Source organism: Enterococcus sp. LJL90 (assembly GCF_056924355.1).
In genome coordinates, this window is the sequence record NZ_JBXPBQ010000008.1 from 1 (window position 1) to 21,343 (window position 21,343).

Annotated in this window: 31 protein-coding genes, 1 tRNA gene and 1 pseudogene; 8 read left to right on the forward strand and 25 right to left on the reverse strand. The window is 38.6% G+C overall.

Going from position 1 to position 21,343, the window contains the following annotated elements; translation table 11 throughout:
* Nucleotides 1–244: 244 nt before the first annotated feature.
* The 7 genes from AC1Z3S_RS15245 to AC1Z3S_RS15275 form a co-directional block, all read right to left on the reverse strand.
* Entirely contained in the window at nt 245–469 is a 225-nt protein-coding gene (locus AC1Z3S_RS15245) for a hypothetical protein (RefSeq protein ID WP_461741072.1), read from the reverse strand.
* A gap of 70 nt (nt 470–539) precedes the next feature.
* Nucleotides 540–893 (reverse strand): hypothetical protein, encoded by a 354-nt coding sequence (locus tag AC1Z3S_RS15250; protein WP_461741073.1) that lies wholly within the window; start codon nt 891–893, stop codon nt 540–542.
* A gap of 56 nt (nt 894–949) precedes the next feature.
* Entirely contained in the window at nt 950–1,156 is a 207-nt protein-coding gene (locus AC1Z3S_RS15255; RefSeq protein WP_461741074.1) for a Thoeris anti-defense Tad2 family protein, read from the reverse strand.
* Between the two features lie 2 nt (nt 1,157–1,158).
* Nucleotides 1,159–1,383, reverse strand: a complete 225-nt coding sequence (locus AC1Z3S_RS15260; protein WP_461741075.1) for a hypothetical protein — start codon at nt 1,381–1,383, stop codon at nt 1,159–1,161.
* Nucleotides 1,384–1,562: 179 nt separating this feature from the next.
* A complete protein-coding gene (locus tag AC1Z3S_RS15265; RefSeq protein ID WP_461741076.1) occupies nt 1,563–1,727 on the reverse strand; it encodes a hypothetical protein in 165 nt (54 codons plus the stop codon).
* A 13-nt stretch (nt 1,728–1,740) separates the two neighbouring features.
* Entirely contained in the window at nt 1,741–1,932 is a 192-nt protein-coding gene (locus tag AC1Z3S_RS15270; RefSeq protein WP_461741077.1) for a hypothetical protein, read from the reverse strand.
* A gap of 16 nt (nt 1,933–1,948) precedes the next feature.
* Complete coding sequence (locus AC1Z3S_RS15275; RefSeq protein WP_461741078.1) at nt 1,949–2,665, reverse strand: ORF6C domain-containing protein; 717 nt, start codon at nt 2,663–2,665, stop codon at nt 1,949–1,951.
* 56 nt (nt 2,666–2,721) lie between these two features.
* Between AC1Z3S_RS15275 and AC1Z3S_RS15280 the strand changes: the two genes are divergently transcribed.
* Nucleotides 2,722–3,282, forward strand: coding sequence for a hypothetical protein (locus AC1Z3S_RS15280; RefSeq protein ID WP_461741079.1), 561 nt, complete (start codon nt 2,722–2,724; stop codon nt 3,280–3,282).
* Nucleotides 3,283–3,286: 4 nt separating this feature from the next.
* On the opposite strand, the gene AC1Z3S_RS15285 is transcribed toward AC1Z3S_RS15280, so the two are convergent.
* From AC1Z3S_RS15285 to AC1Z3S_RS15295, 3 genes are read right to left on the reverse strand one after another with little or no spacing between them, the layout of a single operon-like run.
* Nucleotides 3,287–3,412: a hypothetical protein gene (locus AC1Z3S_RS15285; protein WP_461741080.1), complete on the reverse strand. Its 126-nt coding sequence runs from the start codon at nt 3,410–3,412 to the stop codon at nt 3,287–3,289.
* A gap of 12 nt (nt 3,413–3,424) precedes the next feature.
* Entirely contained in the window at nt 3,425–3,655 is a 231-nt protein-coding gene (locus AC1Z3S_RS15290; protein ID WP_461741081.1) for a helix-turn-helix domain-containing protein, read from the reverse strand.
* Nucleotides 3,656–3,658: 3 nt separating this feature from the next.
* Entirely contained in the window at nt 3,659–3,811 is a 153-nt protein-coding gene (locus AC1Z3S_RS15295) for a ribbon-helix-helix domain-containing protein (RefSeq protein WP_265458672.1), read from the reverse strand.
* A 162-nt stretch (nt 3,812–3,973) separates the two neighbouring features.
* On the opposite strand from AC1Z3S_RS15295, the gene AC1Z3S_RS15300 reads away from it, so the two are divergent.
* Nucleotides 3,974–4,162, forward strand: coding sequence for a hypothetical protein (locus tag AC1Z3S_RS15300; protein WP_265458670.1), 189 nt, complete (start codon nt 3,974–3,976; stop codon nt 4,160–4,162).
* On the opposite strand, the gene AC1Z3S_RS15305 is transcribed toward AC1Z3S_RS15300, so the two are convergent.
* Nucleotides 4,115–4,336: a hypothetical protein gene (locus AC1Z3S_RS15305; protein WP_461741082.1), complete on the reverse strand. Its 222-nt coding sequence runs from the start codon at nt 4,334–4,336 to the stop codon at nt 4,115–4,117. The genes AC1Z3S_RS15300 and AC1Z3S_RS15305 overlap by 48 nt on opposite strands.
* Nucleotides 4,333–4,557 carry a hypothetical protein gene (locus AC1Z3S_RS15310; RefSeq protein WP_461741083.1) on the reverse strand — a complete coding sequence of 75 codons (225 nt, stop codon included), beginning with the start codon at nt 4,555–4,557 and terminating at the stop codon, nt 4,333–4,335. Before AC1Z3S_RS15310 ends, AC1Z3S_RS15305 begins: the two co-directional genes overlap by 4 nt.
* Nucleotides 4,558–4,848: 291 nt before the next feature.
* On the opposite strand from AC1Z3S_RS15310, the gene AC1Z3S_RS15315 reads away from it, so the two are divergent.
* From AC1Z3S_RS15315 to AC1Z3S_RS15325, 3 genes are all read left to right on the forward strand, one after another.
* Nucleotides 4,849–5,214: a helix-turn-helix domain-containing protein gene (locus AC1Z3S_RS15315; protein WP_461741084.1), complete on the forward strand. Its 366-nt coding sequence runs from the start codon at nt 4,849–4,851 to the stop codon at nt 5,212–5,214.
* Between the two features lie 10 nt (nt 5,215–5,224).
* Nucleotides 5,225–5,650: an ImmA/IrrE family metallo-endopeptidase gene (locus AC1Z3S_RS15320; protein ID WP_461741085.1), complete on the forward strand. Its 426-nt coding sequence runs from the start codon at nt 5,225–5,227 to the stop codon at nt 5,648–5,650.
* Between the two features lie 85 nt (nt 5,651–5,735).
* The gene (locus tag AC1Z3S_RS15325) at nt 5,736–6,902 is read left to right on the forward strand and encodes a tyrosine-type recombinase/integrase (RefSeq protein WP_461741086.1); all 1,167 of its coding nucleotides are present in this window, start codon (nt 5,736–5,738) and stop codon (nt 6,900–6,902) included.
* 124 nt (nt 6,903–7,026) lie between these two features.
* Here the strand turns inward: AC1Z3S_RS15325 and AC1Z3S_RS15330 are convergent.
* Nucleotides 7,027–7,099: transfer RNA gene (locus AC1Z3S_RS15330), tRNA-Thr, on the reverse strand.
* 125 nt (nt 7,100–7,224) lie between these two features.
* On the opposite strand from AC1Z3S_RS15330, the gene AC1Z3S_RS15335 reads away from it, so the two are divergent.
* Nucleotides 7,225–7,467, forward strand: coding sequence for a hypothetical protein (locus tag AC1Z3S_RS15335; protein WP_461736519.1), 243 nt, complete (start codon nt 7,225–7,227; stop codon nt 7,465–7,467).
* A gap of 97 nt (nt 7,468–7,564) precedes the next feature.
* Here AC1Z3S_RS15335 and AC1Z3S_RS15340 read toward each other — a convergent pair whose 3' ends face one another.
* The 10 genes and pseudogenes from AC1Z3S_RS15340 to AC1Z3S_RS15385 form a co-directional block, all read right to left on the reverse strand.
* Nucleotides 7,565–7,852, reverse strand: a complete 288-nt coding sequence (locus AC1Z3S_RS15340) for a hypothetical protein (protein ID WP_461741087.1) — start codon at nt 7,850–7,852, stop codon at nt 7,565–7,567.
* Between the two features lie 250 nt (nt 7,853–8,102).
* Nucleotides 8,103–8,732, reverse strand: coding sequence for a uracil phosphoribosyltransferase (gene upp / locus AC1Z3S_RS15345; protein WP_461736517.1), 630 nt, complete (start codon nt 8,730–8,732; stop codon nt 8,103–8,105).
* A gap of 66 nt (nt 8,733–8,798) precedes the next feature.
* Nucleotides 8,799–10,037, reverse strand: a complete 1,239-nt coding sequence (gene glyA, locus AC1Z3S_RS15350) for a serine hydroxymethyltransferase (protein WP_461741088.1) — start codon at nt 10,035–10,037, stop codon at nt 8,799–8,801.
* A gap of 74 nt (nt 10,038–10,111) precedes the next feature.
* The gene (locus AC1Z3S_RS15355; protein ID WP_461741089.1) at nt 10,112–11,122 is read right to left on the reverse strand and encodes an L-threonylcarbamoyladenylate synthase; all 1,011 of its coding nucleotides are present in this window, start codon (nt 11,120–11,122) and stop codon (nt 10,112–10,114) included.
* 174 nt (nt 11,123–11,296) lie between these two features.
* On the reverse strand, nt 11,297–12,136 hold the full coding sequence (gene prmC, locus AC1Z3S_RS15360; protein ID WP_461741090.1) for a peptide chain release factor N(5)-glutamine methyltransferase: 840 nt from the start codon (nt 12,134–12,136) through the stop codon (nt 11,297–11,299).
* Nucleotides 12,129–13,202, reverse strand: a complete 1,074-nt coding sequence (prfA, locus tag AC1Z3S_RS15365; RefSeq protein WP_461741091.1) for a peptide chain release factor 1 — start codon at nt 13,200–13,202, stop codon at nt 12,129–12,131. The genes prmC and prfA overlap by 8 nt, the downstream gene beginning before the upstream one ends.
* Nucleotides 13,203–13,311: 109 nt before the next feature.
* A complete protein-coding gene (locus AC1Z3S_RS15370; protein ID WP_461741092.1) occupies nt 13,312–13,893 on the reverse strand; it encodes a thymidine kinase in 582 nt (193 codons plus the stop codon).
* Between the two features lie 289 nt (nt 13,894–14,182).
* A complete protein-coding gene (locus AC1Z3S_RS15375; protein ID WP_461741093.1) occupies nt 14,183–15,391 on the reverse strand; it encodes a glycerophosphodiester phosphodiesterase family protein in 1,209 nt (402 codons plus the stop codon).
* Nucleotides 15,392–15,625: 234 nt separating this feature from the next.
* Nucleotides 15,626–16,152, reverse strand: a pseudogene (locus AC1Z3S_RS15380) (histidine phosphatase family protein).
* Nucleotides 16,153–16,539: 387 nt separating this feature from the next.
* Nucleotides 16,540–16,956, reverse strand: a complete 417-nt coding sequence (locus AC1Z3S_RS15385) for an Hsp20/alpha crystallin family protein (protein WP_461741094.1) — start codon at nt 16,954–16,956, stop codon at nt 16,540–16,542.
* Between the two features lie 234 nt (nt 16,957–17,190).
* On the opposite strand from AC1Z3S_RS15385, the gene AC1Z3S_RS15390 reads away from it, so the two are divergent.
* The gene (locus AC1Z3S_RS15390; RefSeq protein ID WP_461741095.1) at nt 17,191–18,042 is read left to right on the forward strand and encodes a hypothetical protein; all 852 of its coding nucleotides are present in this window, start codon (nt 17,191–17,193) and stop codon (nt 18,040–18,042) included.
* 105 nt (nt 18,043–18,147) lie between these two features.
* On the opposite strand, the gene rbsK is transcribed toward AC1Z3S_RS15390, so the two are convergent.
* Both rbsK and AC1Z3S_RS15400 read right to left on the reverse strand, forming a co-directional pair.
* On the reverse strand, nt 18,148–19,044 hold the full coding sequence (gene rbsK / locus AC1Z3S_RS15395; protein WP_461741096.1) for a ribokinase: 897 nt from the start codon (nt 19,042–19,044) through the stop codon (nt 18,148–18,150).
* Between the two features lie 95 nt (nt 19,045–19,139).
* Nucleotides 19,140–19,649 carry an HdeD family acid-resistance protein gene (locus AC1Z3S_RS15400; RefSeq protein WP_461736506.1) on the reverse strand — a complete coding sequence of 170 codons (510 nt, stop codon included), beginning with the start codon at nt 19,647–19,649 and terminating at the stop codon, nt 19,140–19,142.
* Nucleotides 19,650–19,847: 198 nt separating this feature from the next.
* On the opposite strand from AC1Z3S_RS15400, the gene AC1Z3S_RS15405 reads away from it, so the two are divergent.
* Nucleotides 19,848–21,248, forward strand: coding sequence for a TrkH family potassium uptake protein (locus AC1Z3S_RS15405; RefSeq protein WP_461741097.1), 1,401 nt, complete (start codon nt 19,848–19,850; stop codon nt 21,246–21,248).
* Nucleotides 21,249–21,343 lie beyond the last annotated feature (95 nt).

Here is a 21,343-nt window from a genome sequence, read left to right on the forward strand (position 1 = left end):
ATAGCTTCTATACGCTGTTAAATCAAGCATGCTGGGCCCCCTGCGCGACTATTGATTACATTATATAATCAATACTAACCTAAACACCCTAGAAACATTGTTGTAGCAAGGTTTACAGGCGTTTTTTTGAGATTGATTATTTCGCTGTTTTTAGTCGTTTCTTTTTTGTTATTTATATGGTAAAATACATACAAATAAACATTTCATTGGGCACAACTATGCTTGCAGGCGGTTGTGTCTTTTTTTAGTAGATATTTCCATAATCCCAACTTAAAATCACTTCATCATCAGCGTGTTTTACTTCTATTCCGGCATCCATTAATTCATCTTCAAAATCAGCATCAAAACCAATTTCAGGTAATGTCAGATGTTTCTTTGTATCTAATGCCGCTTGTAAAATTTGGCCTCTTACTTTTTGTTGGTATCCTTTTTTCATGTTTGCTTGGATTAATTCATTCGTTAAAATCATTTAGTAAAACTCCCTTCTTCTAACACAATCTGCTTGTACATTTTGAGCCATTCTCTATACGCTTTTAGCACTATCTAAGCACCGCCCAAGCTGAGAAAGCTAATAAGACGATATTTAGCATAAACGACACATAACAGAGCGCCTGTAACTGTCGCATTTTCTTTTTCGGTGTTGTTGCATACAATCTAGCTAATAACTTTTTTTCCATGTAGTCGGATTCCTTCTCAATGTGCTTATCATCTTTGTATTCTATTTTTATCAGTCTTTCTTTTAAGCTATAACTGGTTTTTTTTCCTGAATCCGAAAAAAGAAAGTCCACTTCGTAACAGTTACGAATATCATTCGTTTTACGGATAAGTTCTCTGGCTTCTTCCAAATCATCTGCGTCCATAATGATAAGCAATGTTTTTTTGGGATTCTCCATATACATCTCCTCCTTTGGTATAATTTTCTTATCAGCAAACGGATTTTATTCTTAAATTAAAATAACTCCCAATCAACACTTGTAAGGTCATCGGCGCTTGGGTTCCAATATCGAATGCCTTTTTTTCCGTTTTCAGTAATCAAAAACATACCAAGTGCTTCGCTATTTGTCGGAATAACTGCTAGTCCTTTTTGACACCATGATTTTTTTCTAATAGCTTTTTGCTCATTTTGGGCTTTTTCGATTGCTTCTTTAATGCCCATCTCTATAACCTCCTTCTAGTGTTGGATTGCTGATGAAATTCTGGACTAAATTTTTGTAATTTGCTTAATATTTCATTTAGCTCAGCCATTTTTTGCTGGGCTTTTTCGATTTCATCGATTAAATCTTGCCCATTGGTGAGAACCAAGGTTACGTTAGGTAACTCATATTTTGTTTCGTTGTCAATAAGATTGGTTTTTATAACTGCGGGTTTATAGTTTTGTTCCATCCTGTCGTCCTCCTTATGTCGATTTTTGATATACTCACTATAGAAAGTGAGGTGAAACTATATGCCTAAAACTGATAAAGAATTAACGGTTGAATTGGTTTCCAGTTACATCAAATCGTCCGGAGAAAATGGAAACGCTAAAATCATGAATAACCTCCAGTATGCTGAATTCATTGAAACTATTTTTCAGGTTGTATGTAATTTGACTGAAAAAGAGCGTAACTGATGTCGAAACTCACATCGTATTTTTCGTTTAGAACTTCTAGGTCGGCTAGGAGTTCTTTTACTTTTTCGAAACTGTCGACTTCTGCGGTAACACGAATTGGTGATTTTGGTTCGTTCATCCTGTCGTCCTCCTTATGTTGATTTAGTCCGTATGTTTTGTTGCCGGTGAATGTAATAATTTGTTGATGCAAGAAATTGACTAAGCTTTTTGTCATCAATAGTCAGATTACAACTTGCCAATGTAGGATCTACCCCGGTTTTTTTTTCTTTATTAGAAACGCTGGGGTTTTTGTACCCTCTCTGATATGGAAATTTCTGTTTCATGTCGTCCTCCTTAAATTTATTCAGCAAATATGCCATTGCTTCCATTCGCTCCGTCAATTCTCGCTTGTAGCTCTAATGGCGGTTGCCACTTAGGTATCAATACCAAAGCTTCCTCAAATCGAACTCTAGGAATATCCATATAAGAAGCGACATCATAATACTGTTTTAGCTGCTTGTAGCAGTCGCTAAAGCTCTTGCGGCGGATTGGAGTATCTTTATAGGCATTTGATTTCTTACCGCCTAGAACCTTTAACACTGTCGTGTTTACAGCTCCTTGGATTCGTCTGCGCTGACTTGAGCTGACTTCCATTTCGATTTTTAACTGGGAAACGTCCTGTTTAACTGTTTCCATTTCTTGCAACTGATGAATCATCATTTGTTCGATGGACATTGGTTGGTAGCGCGGATTGAAATAATTTTCTTCCAGTTCATCGAACATATCCCACGCTTGATCGGTACCTAACATTTTTGAATGACGACTAGCGCCTTGTTTTGTGTAGAGGATTAATTGATTTACTCTATTTCCGACGATGTCGAAATTTTCGACGCTGTCCTTAAATTTCTTTAATTCTGACCCTTCAAGTCTGAAATAGTGTTTACCTTCAATAAATTTTATTTTGTTGTTATTGAAATTTTGGCGTATCTGCTTTTCGCTCACGTCGTAAAACTCAGCTAACTGTTCAGTGGTTAATATTCGCTGGTTATTGAATTCAATAATTTGTAACTCGTTCATGTCGTTGCCTCCTAACGTAGTTGTGATATACTTAATTAAAAAGGAGATTTTTATTTATGAAAAAAATATTTTTTATTACTCCGATTGGGAATCCTAATTCTGTTGAAAGAAGGGATTCAGATTTTGTGATGAAAACTTTTTTGGAACCAGTTGCAGAAAAATTAGGGTTCGATATTTTACGTTCGGATCTTCTAAACAATTCTGGAAAAATCGACGATACGATAGTTCAACAAATTGAGAGATCAGAGATAGTTGTTATTGATTTGACAGGATTAAACCCTAATGTGATGTTTGAGTTCGGCATAAGATATGGCCTAAGCAAGCCGTTTATTGCTATATCACAGGATGTCAATACGTTACCGCTAGATGTTAGAAATATTCGTACTTTGGAATACACAGTAACTGCGCCCGATATAGAGTCCATAACTGAAAGGCTTGAAGCAATGATAAAAATAGAAGTAGAAAACGTAACATCTCAAAGTAGCTCAGCTAAATTAAAAGGAGAACAACTTGGTGAAGAAATGCTCATGAAAGCTTTACAATCTGGAGATTTTTCTCAAATAGAGAATATGGTACTATTAGCTGATAAATTAGGCTTGGATTCGTCCAAAAAATAAAAGATTATCTTATCTTTCTTTTTATCCCAGCCACCGCACCTTGTAAGAAGTTGATGATTTTTTTTAAATCAGAAACTTCTTTTTTTAATGCTTCAAATTCTTCTTTAGTTATTTCATTATGTTCGTTCATGTCGTTGCCTCCTTATGTTGATTTATTTGCTACATACTCATATAGAGCTAGAGAGCTAAACTTCCAATCCTTGCCAATACGAACCCCGGGTACTTTTCCTTGTTCAGCTTCTTTGATTAAAGTAGGAACACTAATAGTAAGATATTCTGATGCTTGCTTAGAATTCCAAACTTCATTCGGTATATCATTCTCGGCAACAAGAATTTTTAAATCATCTAAATTTACTAATGCAAGATTGGTCACCACTTACACCTCCTGTTTCGGTTTCTTTTCTATGTATTGCCATAACGCTTCAATAATCAGAGCGTTTTTGGAAACACCTTTTTTCTTAGCAGCCTTATTGACTAAAACGTCTAATTCATCAACTAACCTTAAAGTAGTAATTTTTCGTTGTATCATTTCCATACCTCCTAAGTGGTTTCTAAGTGAATTCACTTTACATACAAAATATATAGTGAATTCATATAGATGTCAAGTGAAGTCATTTAAATTCTTTTGATTTTTTTTACTATGCTTTATATAATCAAAGTGAATTCATTTTGAAATCAAAGGAGAGATATTATGGCTACTGCAAAAAGACAATTTACTATGAGAATGCAACAAGAAAATTTTGATAAGATTAAACATATTTCTGATGAAGAAAAACGCTCTATGGCTGCTGAAATAGAGTTATTGATTGAAAAAAAAATATCTGAATATGAATTAGCTAACGGCGTTATCGAAATACTCCCACAGGGCAAAGACGATTAAACTTTTGATGTCATGGCCCTTTCGCTCCGCTTCTTGTTGAATCCTTCCATACAGGTCAACTGGTAGTCGGAGCGTTGTTTGTTTTTTCACCATTGTTCTTTCTTCATTCGGTACATCATTCTCGGCAACAAGAATTTTTAAATCATCTAAATTTACTAAAGCTAGGTTAGTCATTGTTTAACCCCCTGCTTTATTTTTGTGTACTTATGGTCAATACCTAAATAATCGGCAATGATTAATCGGTATTCTTCCGCTTTTTCACCACGTTGGAACCCTTCCATTACTTGACGCGTATATACAGCCGACTTGCCGATTTTATTTGCCACATCTTTCAATTGAATGTCATTTCGTTTCATTAGGATAGTTGCAATTTCACCAAACTCAGTAATTTTCATTTCAAAGCCTCCTTTTTTGTAATTTACAAACTAGCTAGTTTATTAGCTAAAAGTATTGACAATAATAATCCAAAAGGATAATATATAGACATAGCTAAATAAGGTTCACAGAACCAAAAACCTTTCATACGTCGCCAAACGGTTAGGTTTACCGCTACACTATTTTTGTGTCTGTTTTTAGCTGACTAACTAGCTTATGAAACTAATATAATACAATTGGATTATATTGTCAATTAATTTTATCCAGTTGTATTATAAAAGTTTTCCTGGCTTTGAGGGAGACTGATTTTAATGCTTTTTGAGAGAGTGAAAGAACTGGCTAATAGTCAAGACAAGAATTTGAAACAAGTTGCTGAAGAAATTGGATTAAGCGAGAACGCCTTTTATAAGTGGAAAAAGCAAAGTCCAAAAGCAGAAACGCTCCAAAAAGTCGCAGATTACTTTGATGTAACAACTGATTACCTACTAGGCAGAAATCAAGCCCCTAAATGGGCGGACAAAGACGATTTAATTGAGTTAGATAAATTGTTAGATTCAAATGTGAACATGGCTTACAATGGCGAGAATTTGACACAGGAAGAAATACAACGGGTAAAAGATATTTTAACTGGTGTTTTTTGGGAATATGCTGAGAAGGATAAGAAGCTGAAAAAATAGAGGTAGCGATATGGATTATTTAGAACTGATTGCTAAATTAAAATCTTTATGTGGGAGTTACAACCCCTTTATTATTTGCGCCTTTTTAAATATTGATATTCGGTATGTTCCTTTTTTAGATAACCCTCGAGGCCAATTTCAAGAGATTTTAAACAGGAAAGTTATTTTCTTATCCAATTCACTAATGGAAAGTCCAGAAAGATTTTATGTGTGCGCTCATGAATTAGGTCATGCGTTACTGCATGAGGGGATATCTAACTACTACGTACTAAACAGGACAACTAGAAGTAAAATGGAAAGTGAAGCTGATCGCTTTGCCACAAACATTTTGCTTAGTTGCCACAAAGAAGATACAGGTTCATATCCTAGAAAATTTGAACATTTGCAAACGGCTTATGGTGTTCCTTTGAAATCGGAAAGATATTTACTAGATTAAGCTTATTATTTTTTAGCAAAAAAACGAACATACGTTCTTTTTTGATTAGAGATAGGAAGTAGTTAGGGAAGGAGCTTACTTTGTTATGGCTGTAGAGAAAGGGACTGTTGAAAAAAGAGGAGATAAATTCAGGCTTCGTGTTACTGTTGGCTATAACGAGAACGGCAATCCAATTAGACTTAGCAAAACTGCTGATTCGTTAACACTTAGAAAAGCATATCTCGAACTTGATGAGTGGATAGCGGACTTGGAAGAACACGGTTATGAAGATGTGACAACTATCACTTTTTCACATTTCTATAACAATATGTGGAAAAAAGAAGTAACTACAACATTGGAGCCCAGAACAATACGTGAATACTCCGACATAATCGAAAAACGTTTCTTATCTTCATTATCCAATAAAAAGATGACAGAAATAAAACCATATCAAATTAAAGACATTGTCATGGCTGCACAACCACTTTCAAAAAGAAGTCAGGTTCTTTCGAGAAAAACAAAGAAACGTTTTTTAAACGCCCTTAGTAGCGTTTTTAACGTCGCAAAAGACCAATATAGGATAATTAGCCACAATCCCGTTTCCGACGTTAAACTACCCAAGGAAGTCCTTAAAAAGGAGTCTACACCTGAACCTTATTCTATTGAAGAAGTAAACAGATTACTAACAGCTTTGGATGATGCGGCTTCACAAAAAACGAAAGCTATAGTCCTGACTGCTTTCTTTACTGGAGCTAGAGAAGGAGAAATAGCAGCTGTCGAAGAAACCGACTTCGATTTTATCAACAACACTGTACACTTTCATCAACGGATTGTTTTAAATGACAAGAAGCAATATTTAAGACGAGATGGTCTTAAAGCTTCCGATTCTAAAATTATCCCTGTACCTCAGAACTATATGAATTTCATGCAAGGCTTTATCTTAATCAACCAAGAAGCAAGAAAGAAGCTTTGTATAAACCCAAAACACAAGTATGTATTCGGCTCACCAGAAGGAAACTTCGAACTCCCAACATCTTTATATAGAAATTGGATTCGATTTGTGAAACGCTCTGGACTTCGCGAGATTCGCTTTCACGACCTTAGACATACCTCAGCATCTTTTTTACTAGCCGATCCAAACATCCCAATTAAAGCAGTACAAGAACTTCTAGGACACAAAGATTACAGGACGACAATGAACATATATGGACATGCGTTGGAGGAATCAAAAAGAGCAGCAAGCGATAGATTCTCAAGTCTACTAAGAGATTAATACGTTATTTAAAAAAATATTTTAAAAATCTCTGCCCCATTCTCTGCCCCAAACAGCAATTTATTGTAAAATAAAAAGCCGTCACATCATCTACAAACGTTGATGTGACGGCTTTAAATTAAGATGCCAGCTGCAGGAATCGAACCTGTGACCTACGCGTTACGAGTGCGTTGCTCTACCGACTGAGCTAAGCTGGCTTTAGAATAACAAAGAAAATTATAGAACTTTTAGCATATTTTGTAAAGCTCAAACCCTGCAAAAGTCAAATATATGAAATATTGACCAAAATTTGTTAGAATAGAAGTAGAAAGAGGGTTATTGCATGGGAACATTTGGAAAATTTGAAGCTACTATCGACCCGTCCGCACTTGGCAAGTCGTTTACAACTGGAACCCACGTCGCATTTATCTTTAGAAATCAAGGTCAAACTGGAACCATTACCAAGCAGCTGAAAAATTCGGCCGTTGTTAGAATGGATGAAACATCAGAAAACAGTTCTTTGATTTCACAGTCCAATGGTGTTGTTATTATCAATTACAAGGAACTTCGTAAATTAAATAGTTAAGCAACAAGTAGTGTCAAAGTTTTAGACAGCTATCAAAGGAAAATTTCAGCCCTTCGCTGAGCCTCCTTCACCGGCGTCTTTAGCTTTGGCGCTTTTTTTAAATGACAATTTTACGGTCGACCTCTTTAAAGCCGTAAATCGGCTGTTTCTTTCCTTTTTGCCACTGCATCAAATAGCGATTTTTATGAAGCATCAGCTGGGTATAAAAATCCTTCATCGCCAGTGGCGGCTGTTGTTTTGCTGAATACAAAACTAAATCCCCCGCTTCATCTAATTGAAGCCCGGTGAAAGCCACTAATTTATCATGTTCTGTCTGATAAATCCCCACAAAATCCCCCCGCTGCGGGCCGTTCATTAAAGCGGTTAATAATTCCTGACTACGCAAATGGATTCCCCCTAACTTTTTAGTGAATGATTTTCAAGGTCCTTCAAAATGAATTCTGGCATCAAGGATAATTGCAAAAATTTTCCTAAAAAAAATGAGATTGCTTCTAAGTCGTCTAGCAAACTAGCATTGAACACAAGGAAACCGGCGCATACTCCACTGATTTTTACAGCTTAGCTCTTTAAAAGCTACCTGCATTGGTTCTCTATTTTTGCCAGAAGCTAACTTAAAAACAATCTCAAGCTTCACTTTATTTTGTACCGAAGAGACGGTCGCCGGCGTCCCCTAAACCAGGAACGATGTAGCCGTGCTCGTTTAATTTTTCATCAAGCGCGGCGGTATAGATATCAATATCTGGGTGGGCATCTTGTAAGGCCTTGACCCCTTCAGGAGCAGAAACTAGGCTGACAAATTTGATATTAGAAGCGCCATGTTTTTTCAAAGCATCGATTGCCATGATTGCTGAACCGCCAGTTGCTAACATCGGATCAACGACGAACAGCTGACGAGCTGCAATATCTTCCGGCAGCTTCAAGAAATACTCGTGGGGCTCTAAAGTTTCTTCGTCCCGGAACATTCCGATATGCCCAACCTTCGCTGCGGGAATCAATTCTAAAATTCCGTCAACCATGCCTAAGCCAGCTCGTAAAATTGGTACGATTGCAACTTTTTTACCGGTTAAAGTTTTTTGCACACTTTTAGTCATTGGTGTTTCAATTTCAATGTCTTCTAACGGCATGTCCCGCGAAACTTCATAAGCCATCAGCATGGCAATTTCATTGACAACTTCCCGAAAAACCTTCGTGCCGGTATCCTTTTCCCGAATGATAGTTAACTTGTGCTGAATGAGTGGATGGTCAATTACTTGGAATTTTCCCATTTTTAAAATCTCCTATCTGATTTTTTATGTCCTAAACTTTCCAAAAGAAAATTTAACTGGATAATTTTAAGCGTAAAGCGGGTGATTATTTGTTAAAGCCAATACTTCTTGATGAACTTCTTCTAAAGCCGCTTGATTATTGTGAGCCTTCAGCGCTCTGACAACTAGCTCTGCCACTTGTCGTGATGCCGCTTCGTCAAAACCACGGGAGGTAATCGCTGGTGTGCCAATCCGAATACCGCTGGTTTTAAATGGGCTTAAGCTTTCAAAAGGAATCGAATTTTTATTGACGGTGATGCCAACAGAATCCAAAATTGTTTCGGCTTCTTTACCAGACATTCCTAAGTCGGTCACTTCTACTAATAATAAATGATTGTCAGTGGCACCTGAGACCAAACGGACTTCCGGTGTTTTATTAAAGACATCGGCCATCGCTTTGGCATTATCAATCACTTGCTGGCTGTATTCAGTAAAGCTTGGGTCAAGGGCTTCTTTAAAGGCAACTGCTTTAGCGGCAATCACATGTTCTAATGGTCCCCCTTGAATGCCTGGGAAGACTGCGCTGTTAATTTTTTTAGCCAATTCTTCATCGTTGGTTAAAATCAAACCACCGCGAGGCCCTCTTAAAGTTTTGTGAGTCGTTGAGGTAGTAATGTCAGCATAAGGAACTGGATTTTGATGCAGACCCGCTGCAACTAAACCAGCGATATGCGCCATGTCCACCATTAATTTTGCGCCGACTTCATCAGCGATTTCCCGAAACTTTTTAAAATCAATGGTGCGGCTGTAGGCACTTGCTCCCGCTACAATTAATTTCGGTTGATGTTTGCGAGCTAAAATTCTTACCACATCATAATCAATCACTTCAGTCGCTGGATCCACACCGTAAGGTACGAAATGATAGGTTTTACCGCTAAAATTAACCGGCGAACCATGGGTCAAATGACCACCAGCAGATAAGTCCATCCCGAGAACTGTATCCCCTGCTTCAATTAATGAAAGATAAGCTGCTGTATTCGCTTGTGAACCTGAATGAGGCTGAACATTGGCAAATTTTGCAGCAAATAATTCTTTGGCCCGCTCGATGGCTAAATTTTCTACCACGTCAACAAATTCACAGCCACCATAATAACGGCGACCTGGATAGCCTTCAGCATATTTATTGGTCAGCACGCTGCCTTGTGCCGCCATGACACCTTTGGACACGATATTTTCAGAGGCAATTAACTCCAAATTATTTTCTTGCCGTTGGTATTCGTGATTAATCGCATTCCATAAATCCGGATCAAATTCTTTAAAATCCATACTGACAACACCCTTCATGACATTATTTTTTATTGAATTGTATCATAAGTTAGCAAATTCCGGCACCAAGAAAACTAGTTTTTCCAAAATTTTTGGTTGCTGGCTTTTTTTAAGCGGTTCATATAAGCTACCGCTAAGCCGGCTTCCTCAAAGGCCGGCGCTAAAATAAGACTAACGCCGGTTTCATCCAATGCCCGCAGGCCAGCGAATAAGCCGTGGGTGGCGGCTTCAATTGAGTCATCAGCCAGAGGATATATTTCTATGTCTTGAGGAAATAATTTTAAAATTTCCTGACTGGCAATTACACCAACTTTTTTATTTTCACTCCACCTGGCTGCTTCTGGCCATTCAGCCTGACGAACCATCAGCACTTCTGCGTTAGGGGCATAATGTTTATACTTCATACCGGGAGCTTTCGGTGTTTCGCCCTCTGTGACAAGATGTTGGTCAATTAGAATTTCTGTTTCCAAAAAATTTTCCAAAGCTTCTTTGGTGACTGCTCCAGGCCGTAAAATCATCGGTGGCTTTAAAGGATCACTCAAATCTAATACGGTGGACTCGACGCCAATTGTAGTCGGGCCATCATCTAAAATACCGGCAATCTTTCCCTTCATATCGTGAAGCACATGGGCCGCTGTTGTTGGGCTCGGCTTACCGGAAGTATTGGCACTGGGACCAACTAAAGGCGCAGCTGTTTTTTCAATTAATAACAAAGTTTTTTCGTTTGCTGGCATTCTAAAAGCTGCTGTGGATAAGCCGCCGGTGACATTTGCCGGTAAGCTGTCTTGTTTCACCGCAAAAATTAAAGTTAAGGGTCCCGGCCAAAATTTTGCAACAATTTTTTCAGTTAAGGGATGAAACTTATCCACAAATTTTTCCACCATTGAAAATTGATTGACGTGTAAAATTAAGGGATTATCGGCAGGTCGACCTTTAACGGTAAAAACCTGCTGAACGGCTTCAGTCATGAGACCATTGGCACCTAGACCATAGACTGTCTCTGTCGGAAAAGCAATCAATCCGCCATTTTTTAAAATTTCAGCGGCTTCATCAATTGTTCCTTCAGTAAAAATTTTTGTTTCCACAGTTTATCCACACCTTTAATTATCTGTAAATGACTAGTTTTTAAACCTTTACAAACTTATCACCAACTTTGTGGATAAGTTTTTTTATTACTGTGGACAAGCTTGTTGAAAACTGTCCAAAATGAAAGCTTATTTTCATTCAATTAATTAAATTTAATAACAGACTTATCCACATTAAGTGTGAATAACCACAAATCGATCCAAACCAGCTAAATCTTTTTTGACTGCAATTTGCGCTGCAGGAAAAGTTTTTTCAAATATTTCTTTGACAGCTTGCCCCTGTTGAAAGCCAATCTCTAAATAAATTTTACCGCCTGCTTTTAATTTTGTTGGTGCCTGCTGGGCAATCATTTGGTAGATGGCTAACCCGTCGGCCGCCGCAAAAAGCGCCGACTTTGGTTCATAGGTGCGCACACTTTCATCCATCAATTCCCATTCTGCCTGACTAATGTATGGTGGATTGGAAATAATAAGATCAAATGTTTCTTCAACAAAGGGTTCCAGCACACTGCCTTTACGAAAATCAATTGCTGTTTCTAGTATCAGACTATTTTTTTTCGCAATGCTCAGAGCCCCTTCAGAAATATCACTGGCAAAGAGCTGCCAGCTGTCAGCCTCAGCCTTCAAAGTAATCGCAATTGCTCCGGTTCCCGTTCCAATATCGACGACCTGCAAATTTTTCTTAGACGAATTTTCCTTAAGACACAACTCAACTAATTCTTCAGTCTCTGGCCGAGGAATTAAAGTATCCTGGTTCACAAAAAAATTGCGGCCATAAAAATCAGCATAGCCTAAAAGATATTGCGGCGGCTGATTTTCCATCAGGGCCTTCACATCCGCTGCAATTTGAGTCTCATCGTCAGTTGGAATTGCTTCATTCATCTGCAATAACCAATCCGTTTTACGCCAACCCTTGCGCTCCAAAAAAAGGTAGTGGATGGCATAGCCTTCTTTTCCGGCTGCTTCCAAAAAAGAAGAAGCCCGCTGAAGGACTTCTCGATAGGTTTTAACCATTTTGCAATTCTTCCAATTTTGATGTTTGGTCGTACATCACCAAGGCATCAATAATTTCATCTAATTTTCCTGCCAAAATTTGATCTAATTTTTGAATCGTCAAACCAATGCGGTGATCGGTGACACGATTTTGCGGAAAATTATAGGTGCGAATGCGTTCAGAACGGTCGCCAGTTCCGACAGCTGACTTACGGCTGGCATCGTATTCACTTTGCGCCGCTTGAGAAATTTGGTCATAGACTCTAGCCCGCAAAATTTTCATCGCTTTTTCCCGATTTTTAATTTGCGAACGCTCATCCTGCATCGCTACAGCAATCCCTGTTGGAATATGGGTCAGACGAACGGCAGAAGCTGTCTTGTTGACGTGCTGGCCACCAGCTCCAGAAGCATGATAAATATCAGTCCGAATATCTTTATCGGCAATATCAATTTCGACTTCTTCGGCCTCCGGCATTACGACAACCGTTGCTGTCGATGTATGAATCCGCCCCTGCGATTCTGTTGAAGGTACCCGTTGAACTCGATGAGCGCCACTTTCGTATTTTAACTTTGAAAAGACACTGTCGCCGGTAATCATCATGATTACTTCTTTATAGCCACCGATGCCCGTGACATTAGCATCCATCACATCGACTTTCCAGCCTTGCGCCTCCGCGTATTTTTGATACATATTAAATAAATCGCCGGCAAATAAAGCCGCTTCATCGCCACCTGCAGCTCCGCGAATTTCCATGATAATATTTTTATCATCATTGGGGTCTTTTGGCAGCAGCAAAATTTTAATCCGGTCTTCTAATACTTCTTTTTCTTTTTTTAACTCAGACAGTTCTTCTTTGGCCATCTCCGCCATATCGGCATCTAAGCTTTCACCTAATAATTCTTCAGTGTCAGCAATCCCTTGAACAACCGTTTTGTAACGGCGATAAACCTCCACCGTTTCCCTTGTGCTGGCTTCTTCCTTGGACAGCTGCATAAACCGCTGGGTGTCGGTAATAACAGCTGGGTCACTTAATAATTCTCCAAGTTCTTCATAGCGATCTTCAATCGCCTGTAACTGATCGTACATGGATTCGCTCCTTTATCTCTTCTTCATGCAATAGCTCACTCTCACTGAATACTTTAGCTAGTTTTCCAGTAGAATGCAACATCTAAACAATCTATCAACTAATGTCGCTTTATTTCTCAACAATTTTTCCCGGTTCAAAATAATGTTTGCGACAGACAGGATAATAGGCTTCATTGCCGCCAATTTGAACCTGATCGCCTTCATAGACTGGCTGACCGTCAATATAATGCAAGTTCATCGTCGCCTTTTTATGGCAGAACCAGCAAATTGTCTTTAATTCTTCTATTTTATCTGCATAGAGCAGTAAATATTTTGAACCTTCAAATAGCTCATTGCGAAAATCATTTTTCAAACCGAAAGCCATCACTGGGATGTTTAATTTATCAACAACATTTGCTAAAGCCAAGACATGATGCTTTTGTAAAAATTGCGATTCATCAATTAAAATACAATAGGGCCGATAATCTAAATTGACAATCAGCTCATATAAATTAGTTTCCGCAAAAATCGGTGTCGCTTCCCGCTTTAAACCAATGCGACTGGAGATAACCCCGACACCTTCCCGGGTATCGAGACCGCTAGTCAACAGGACAACCGGTTTATTTTGTTCTTCATAGTTGTGGGCTACCTTTAAAATTTCAATTGTCTTACCGCTATTCATTGCCCCGTATTTAAAAAATAATTGTGCCATCTCTGCTCACCCTTCGTCAACATTCCTTTGGTATTATAGCTGAAAACTAGAAAAATTTACAGAGGGAGATTTCCCGAGAGAAAAAATTTAGCAAAATAATCAGGATCGTCTTGATTTCAAAAAAATTGCCCTTATGCCGCTGCTTTCAAAATGAAAACAAGTGGATTAAGGGCAATTTGGTTATTTTCATAAATTATCTACTTTGATAAGCGTTGCTTGAGAGACTAGCAGTAATCAATTCTTAGCGAAAAAAATCTTATTGATAGACAATGAAAATTTTTTCAAAATTTTAGCGAGGCGCTTGATCGGTGGTCACATAGTCCACCCGCATGTCCTGCATATCTGAAAATTGGTTTTCTGGAACGGTCCACGTTCCGACAGTCAAACCGGCATCGCGTGCCTTTCTAACAGCGGTACTGGTTACTTGCGGGTAATAAGAATCAATCCCCGGCTGATTGCCTAGTTTTAGCGACGCGTCAATTGCCTCCTGATTAATTTCATAAACTAAATACAGATAAGCAAAATCTGGATTAATCTGACTGGCCAATTGCAGTTGTTCATAGTTGAAGGAAATTATTTTTGCCTTGTCACTTGAAAAGCCGTACTTCGCCAGCGCCTCAAATACTTTTTGCAAATCTTCCGTCGTCGCTGTTGCATCTTTTAATTCAAGAAATGGTACTTTATTGGCGACCATGCAGATGGCTAAATAATCTTCTAACGTTGGAATTTTCAATTCTGCAGCGGCATAGCTTCCCACATTAGTTCCTTGGTCAATTTTAAAATTGCTCAATTCAGCCAAGGTATAATCGCTAACTGCGCCAGTGCCATTGGTCATGCGATCAATGGTATCATCGTGCATCAAAACCCATTGACGATCTTTCGTCAATTTTAAATCCGTTTCAACGGCATACGCATTAGCTTGTCGAAAAGCTGGCAGGGAATTTTCTGGAGCGCTATAAGTATTGCCCCGATGATTGACATAATCAACCTGATAACTCTCCTCCTTAACACCGTACCAGCCGATTCCTTCATCCCGCCAACCTCTATTTATCAAATCTTGTTGTTCAGTCCAAGTCACCGCATAGTTATGACTACCGGTATTAACATTTGGATTAAAAGCTCGGTACAAAGGTACACTACGATTCGGATCTGAATACCAGCCAATGCCTTCATCTCGCCAGCCGATTTTCACCAGATTATCCCGTTCCGAAGCACTTAAAGTATAATGGTGATCGCCATTATTGGGATTATACAAACGATAAACCGGATTACCTGTAACCGGCGCATACCAACCGATTCCCTCATAATTCCAGCCGACACTTTGTAAATTGTTCCGTTCTAAACGATTTTCCGTATAAAAATGCTCCCCGGAATGGGGATTGTACATACGATACATCGGTGTACTATCCGTTGCCGCCGCTTCCCCTGATGCCGGATTAAAAAAACTAATTCCTAAAAAGACTGTGACTGCCAACATAAATTTCCCGAAATTTTTCACTCTTCCACCTGTTTTTCCCCAAACGTAAAACTTTGACATTTTATTTTTAGATTAATAGTCATATTTTACTATCAATTCCCATTAAATATCAACAGATATGTGCCTAAACGAAAGTTAGTTCCCTTGAAATGCTGACTTTTGAAGAGAAATTTAAAATTTAGTTTTGATATATTCTTTTTGCTAGAGTAGAGTAAATTTCTCCTCAAGAGTAATTTTTGGTAAGTGAGAACGTTATTAATCAAAATCGCCAATAAAATTTCCCAGTGATTCACCTCTAAAAGACAAAGGATAACTATTTTTGATTTTTAATGTCAAAGTTTGTTCCTCATCCAAATTTAGTAACAATTTTATCATCAGGCGGATTGCAACATAATGGGAGAAAATCGCTACTTTGTTAGTTGCCGAGTCTTTTGTCAGTTCTTTTAAAAATTCCCCGACCCGCTTTTCAACATCAGCATAATTTTCTCCGCCTGGCGTTCTATCGGCAAAACTATGACCAAGTGATTACTTCTGCAAAAAATCTTGCCCATGCAGCAAATCCTTGGTGTTTTTCCCATCAAGAATTCCCAATGATCGCTCCTTTAGCCGCTCATCTAGAATAATGTCCTGCCGGCCTGTTGCCAATCTGGCGGTCTCATAAGCTCGGCTGAGGGGGAAGCATATACTTGATTAACTCCTGAAAAAATTGCTAATTTACTGAGTTCATATGCCTGCTGGCGGCCCTTTTCTGTCAGGGGAACATCGCTTTGACCTGAAAAAATCGGCCAGTCTCAGCCGACCGATTGGCTTGATTAAAAAGTGATTCTCCATGACGAATTAAAATGATTTCCATTGTCTGCCTCGCTTCTTCGTTAAGTTTATTTCGATGCCTAATCTAGGCTTTTCTCTCCATTTATTCTCATCCAGTTTCAACATTTTTGCAGACCTAGTCAGTTTGCAACTATCGCTGTTATACCACTTATGCTTATTTTGTTGAAGCTTGCCAAATAATTATACCACTCAATAAAATTCAAAAAAAATATGATAATTATTTTGCTGGCATAAACTCTCTGTAGACATCTGAAATCTTCCCTACTTATCAGATTGGCTAGAAACAAAAAAAAGCCACAGAACCCAGAAAATATCTAGGTTCTATGGCTTAAAACTTTTTAATTAATTTCAATCCGTTTACGGTCTTTATCATTAGTTGCTGCTTTAGCTAATTCTAAATGCAGAACGCCGTCTTTAAAGTTAGCAGTTATTTTATCTTCGTCGATACCCTTTAACATAAATTGCCGACGGAAGGATTGGCTACTGCGTTCACGTCTTAGGAAATTGCCTTCTTCATCTTTATCTTCAACTGTGTTATCTCGCTTGGCATCAATGGTTAAAATATTATCATCGTAAACAACAATCAAATTTCCCTTGTCAAAGCCGGGTAAATCTGCCTTAACTTCATAGGCAGTTTCAGTTTCTTTAATATCGACTTTGAATTCATTTGCTCTAAAATTACTTGGGAAAAAATTATCGAAAAAATTATCTCCCGTTGACATCCAGTTATTGTTTCTTGTTGTTAAGTTTGCCATAGTCTCCATCTTCTTTCTCTAAAATTATTTAGAACCTTAAAAATCTGGCATAATTTTCAAGGGGAAAGTTATCTTTGACCTTTCCTGATGTTTATATTCTACTGCCGATTAGCACTCTTGTCAAGAGAGTGCTAACTCAAAACTAAAAAATTTTTAATCCGCAAACATGACAAGGAAATTGAAAAGAGGTTTAATAGAAAGTAACTGATACAGTTAACTCAAGGAGGATTTACAATGGACTTTTTAACAAATAATTTATTGCATGAACTAAAAGTGAATTTATACGAAGCTTACACTGAAATTTTAGGGGCCAATGATTTAACCATTTTTATTACCAAGCCAGTTGCTGCTGATGCTAAAAATATGGGCTTTTCTTTTCAAAGCGAACATGATTCTGGTTTTCTTTTCTTTTTAAATGCTGGAAAAGTTGTGGCCTTGTCCACCACGAATGCCTTTGAAGATCCAGATGTCCCCTTTGACCAATTCATTTATTTGGATTTCCCTTTAGAAACAGAAAAGGATTATTACAGCACTTATTTAAATAATGTGCTGCATACTGCTGGCCAGCCCTATGCTGCGAAATTGAAAAAGACAGCTCTGCCGGAAAATATCGAAAAAATTATTATCCCCGCTTTTGCAGACAGCTTTTTGATTTTGGAACGCTTTGGCTATCCTCTGACCCGTCCACAAGCCGCTGAGGAAAAGACCAGCAAAGCAAAGGGTGGTAAGCCCCGCCATAAATGGACGAAGGAAGTTAGTGAAATTGAATTTTCTGTTGACCGACCAGATGCACAAGCAAAAGTTTTCTGGATTAAACGCAATGAAATGCTGATTAAAGCCGGTGCTAAAATGCTGCCACAAGCGCCATTAAATAAAGATGGTTCGTTGGGCTTTTCCGCTCGGTTTGGCGAGCAGTTACGGCAAGAACATCAGCACCAGTTTCAAGATTTTACAACAACTGAAGATATTGTTTTAAAAAGTGTCAATGAAGTCGGCCTCTTTTTATATTTCGGCGGCACCAATAGCTGGTTAGAATTACTCGATGAAAACGGCAAGAGCATCAATGAATGGACCGTTGTAAACTAATTTTTCTGCCGATTATCTCCACAAAAAAACTGCCAATTTTGGGATTAAGCTAGTTTAGCTACAATCCGAATCGGCAGTTTTTTGTGCCTTAAATGTCACTTTCCCTTAAAACTTAAAAGTAAAATCAGCAGAAGTTTTTAAATCTGCAAGGGTCGGCATCCCACCTTGGGCTCCAAATCCTTGAACCGAAAAACTGGCAGCTAAATTGCCCAAACGAATTGCTTCAGCAATCGGCAAGCCTTGCAAGATTCCCACGGCAAAGGCTCCATTAAAGGTATCGCCGGCCCCTGTTGTGTCGACAGCTTCTGTCGCAAAAGCTGGCACTGTAATTTCTTCTGCCCCATCAAAAAAGATTGCGCCTTTTTGCCCCAGTGTGACAATCAATTGGTTGGGAAATTGTCGTAAACTTTCTGACAAACTTTTTTTTGGAAATAATTGCTGCACTTCTTGCTCGTTCGGTGTAAAGTAAGTCGTTTTTGCTAAAGCCGCAGCAGAAATCTCTCGAGCGGGTGCAGGATTATACAGTAAAGGGATTGCCTTTTCTGCACAAAAATCAATCACCCAAAGATTACTTTCTTGGGGAATTTCATTTTGCAAGATAACAAAATCAGCTGTGCTGAGCACCGAACTGTATTGTTTCAAATAGGCTACCGTCAATAAATTATTGGCAGCTGGCACGACGATAATTCGGTTATCCCCTTCATAAAGGGTGATATGCGCTGAACCAGAAGACTGCTGGGCTGTTTGCTTAAAATATTGGACATCCACTTGATTGGCCTGCAGATTTTCAGTGATTTTTTCTCCAAAGGAATCTGCGCCGACACTACCAATCATAGTAACATTTGCCCCCAGACGACTGGCGGCCACCGCTTGATTAGCTCCCTTACCGCCAAAGCGCGTAGCAAAAGTTTCTCCAAAAACTGTTTCACCGCTTGCTGGCAATTGTTTGGTGGTGACGATAAAATCCGTTGAGGAACTGCCGATGACTAAAATAGTTTTCATAAAACCGCTCCTTATCTAATTCAAATCTATTTTAAAATAAAAAAACCTTCAACAAGGATTGTAACATCCCTGCTGAAGATTTGCGCTGTTATCGATTAAAAGGCCGCCACTAGATAAGTAATGCCGGTAATCATAAAGTAAATTCCGACTAAAAAGGCTAACGTCAAGGCAGCTGATAGCGGATTAAAGAGTAAGATAAAGCCTAAAATAATTCCCAAGATGTTGACAATTACCATAAACCAGTAGTAGCCAGTGCTGACTTCTTTAAAGGCACTGGAAATCATCAATTCACCGATGGAATCAATAATAAACCAAATAGCGAAAATAATTGGCAAGGCTAATACGCCAGCTGACATGTTGAACAAGAGGAAGATTCCTAAAATAATATCGATAATCCCCATCACTAATACGAAAGTTCCTTTGCCGCCAGTAGTATTTTGCAGCGGCCGGCGAATCGCAATTTCAAAAATCCCCTTCAAGATTGCCATCACCGCAAAAAAGACCACTAAAGCCACTAAATTACTAGCGGGATCTCTAAAGGAAATAATGGAGATGAAGATAAATAATAATCCCAAAATGAAATAACCTAAATTAAATTTTCTCATGTTTCTCGAACTCCTTTTTATTTTTTTAATCATATTAAGAAAAATTCTTATAATGAAATTCTTCTTATCACAATTAAATACTAGCGCATTTCGACATTTTTTTGAAACAATTCGACTTATTTCGTTGCTACGCTGTTCCGCTAAATTTTTTTATTAAATCTGTTATACTGGTGACAAGAACCTGCAAGGAGTTTAAAGATGAGTGTAACGACTTTTATTCGCAAAAAACAACGGGCTTTAAAGCTTTTTTCTGCCAAACATTTTACCTCCATCCAAATAATTGTGATGTATTATGTGGTGATGACCTTGTTATCCCTGCTCTTATTTTACTTGCCGATTTTTCGAGAACCGGACAGTCACCAGCCCTTTATTGACATGTTTTTCATGGCTGTCAGCACTGTCAGCGTGACCGGTTTGACCACCTTTAATATTAACGATGTTTTCAATCAAAATGGTGTAGTCCTCTTAGAAATCCTTTTTCAAATCGGTGGGCTAGGAATTATGATGATCTCGACGTTTTTCTTTATCGTCTCCAAACGCCGAATATCCTTAAAACAACGGCAGCTGATTATGACCGATATGAACCAAACCAAGCTTAGCGGCATTGTCCGTCTGATTCGTATCACCTTTGGGATTATTGTATTTTTCCAAGTTATTTTTGGTGTCATTTTTTCGTTGTATTTCTACTTTAGAGGCTATTACCGAAATTTTTGGGATGCAGTCTTCTATGGCTTTTACCAAGCCATCTCAGCAGTCACCAACTCCGGCTTTGATGTCACAGGGGAATCGATTACTCCCTTTGCCCACGATTATTTCTTTTTAAGTATTATTATGTTTTTAATTTTTATCGGTGGCATTGGCTTTCCTGTTCTTATGGAGTTTCGCGAGTGGCTGGCTTATAAAAAGCAGCCGACACCGATTCCTTTTCGTTTTTCTTTGTTCACCAAATTAGCCGTTCTGGCCTTTTTTGTCTTATTTATTGCCGGCACCATTGCGATTTTCTTATTGGAAAAAGACCATTTCTTCTTAGACAAGGGGCCCATAGAGCAATGGATGACTTCGATGTTTTATTCGATGACCACCCGTAATGCCGGCCTGCAAATTAATCCTTTAAGTGATTTTCAAGTGACCACCTTGATTTTCTTTTCACTTTTGATGTTTGTCGGCTGTTCGCCTAGTTCTGTCGGCGGTGGTATTCGAACCACGACGGTCGCCATCTTAGGACTGTACATCATCTCTTTTCTACGGGGAGAAAAAAATGTCAATGCCTTTGGCCGCCAAATTCCCGATGACGATGTCCGCAAATCAATGGTCGTCTTTATGCTTTCTTTGGGTATGTGCTTTGGTTGCGTCTTGTTTTTAACCGCCACCGAAGAACAATCGTTAATCGCCATCATTGTTGAGGTTGCCTCCGCTTTTGGAACGACCGGTCTTTCAATGGGCATCACCGCAGAATTAAGCATGACGGGAAAATTAGTCATCGCGCTTTTGATGTTTATCGGTCGAATCGGCATGCTCTATACCCTGCTGTTATTTATCCCGAAGGAACGCCGAGACAGTGGCTACAAATATCCTCAAGAAAAAATCATTATCGGCTAAGCCGGTCATGATTTTTTGCTTTTTCTTAAGCTAGAGAAAGAGCATTTAAGTTTTTGAAATGAATGTGGTAAGATAAGTTGAATTTATGAAAGTTT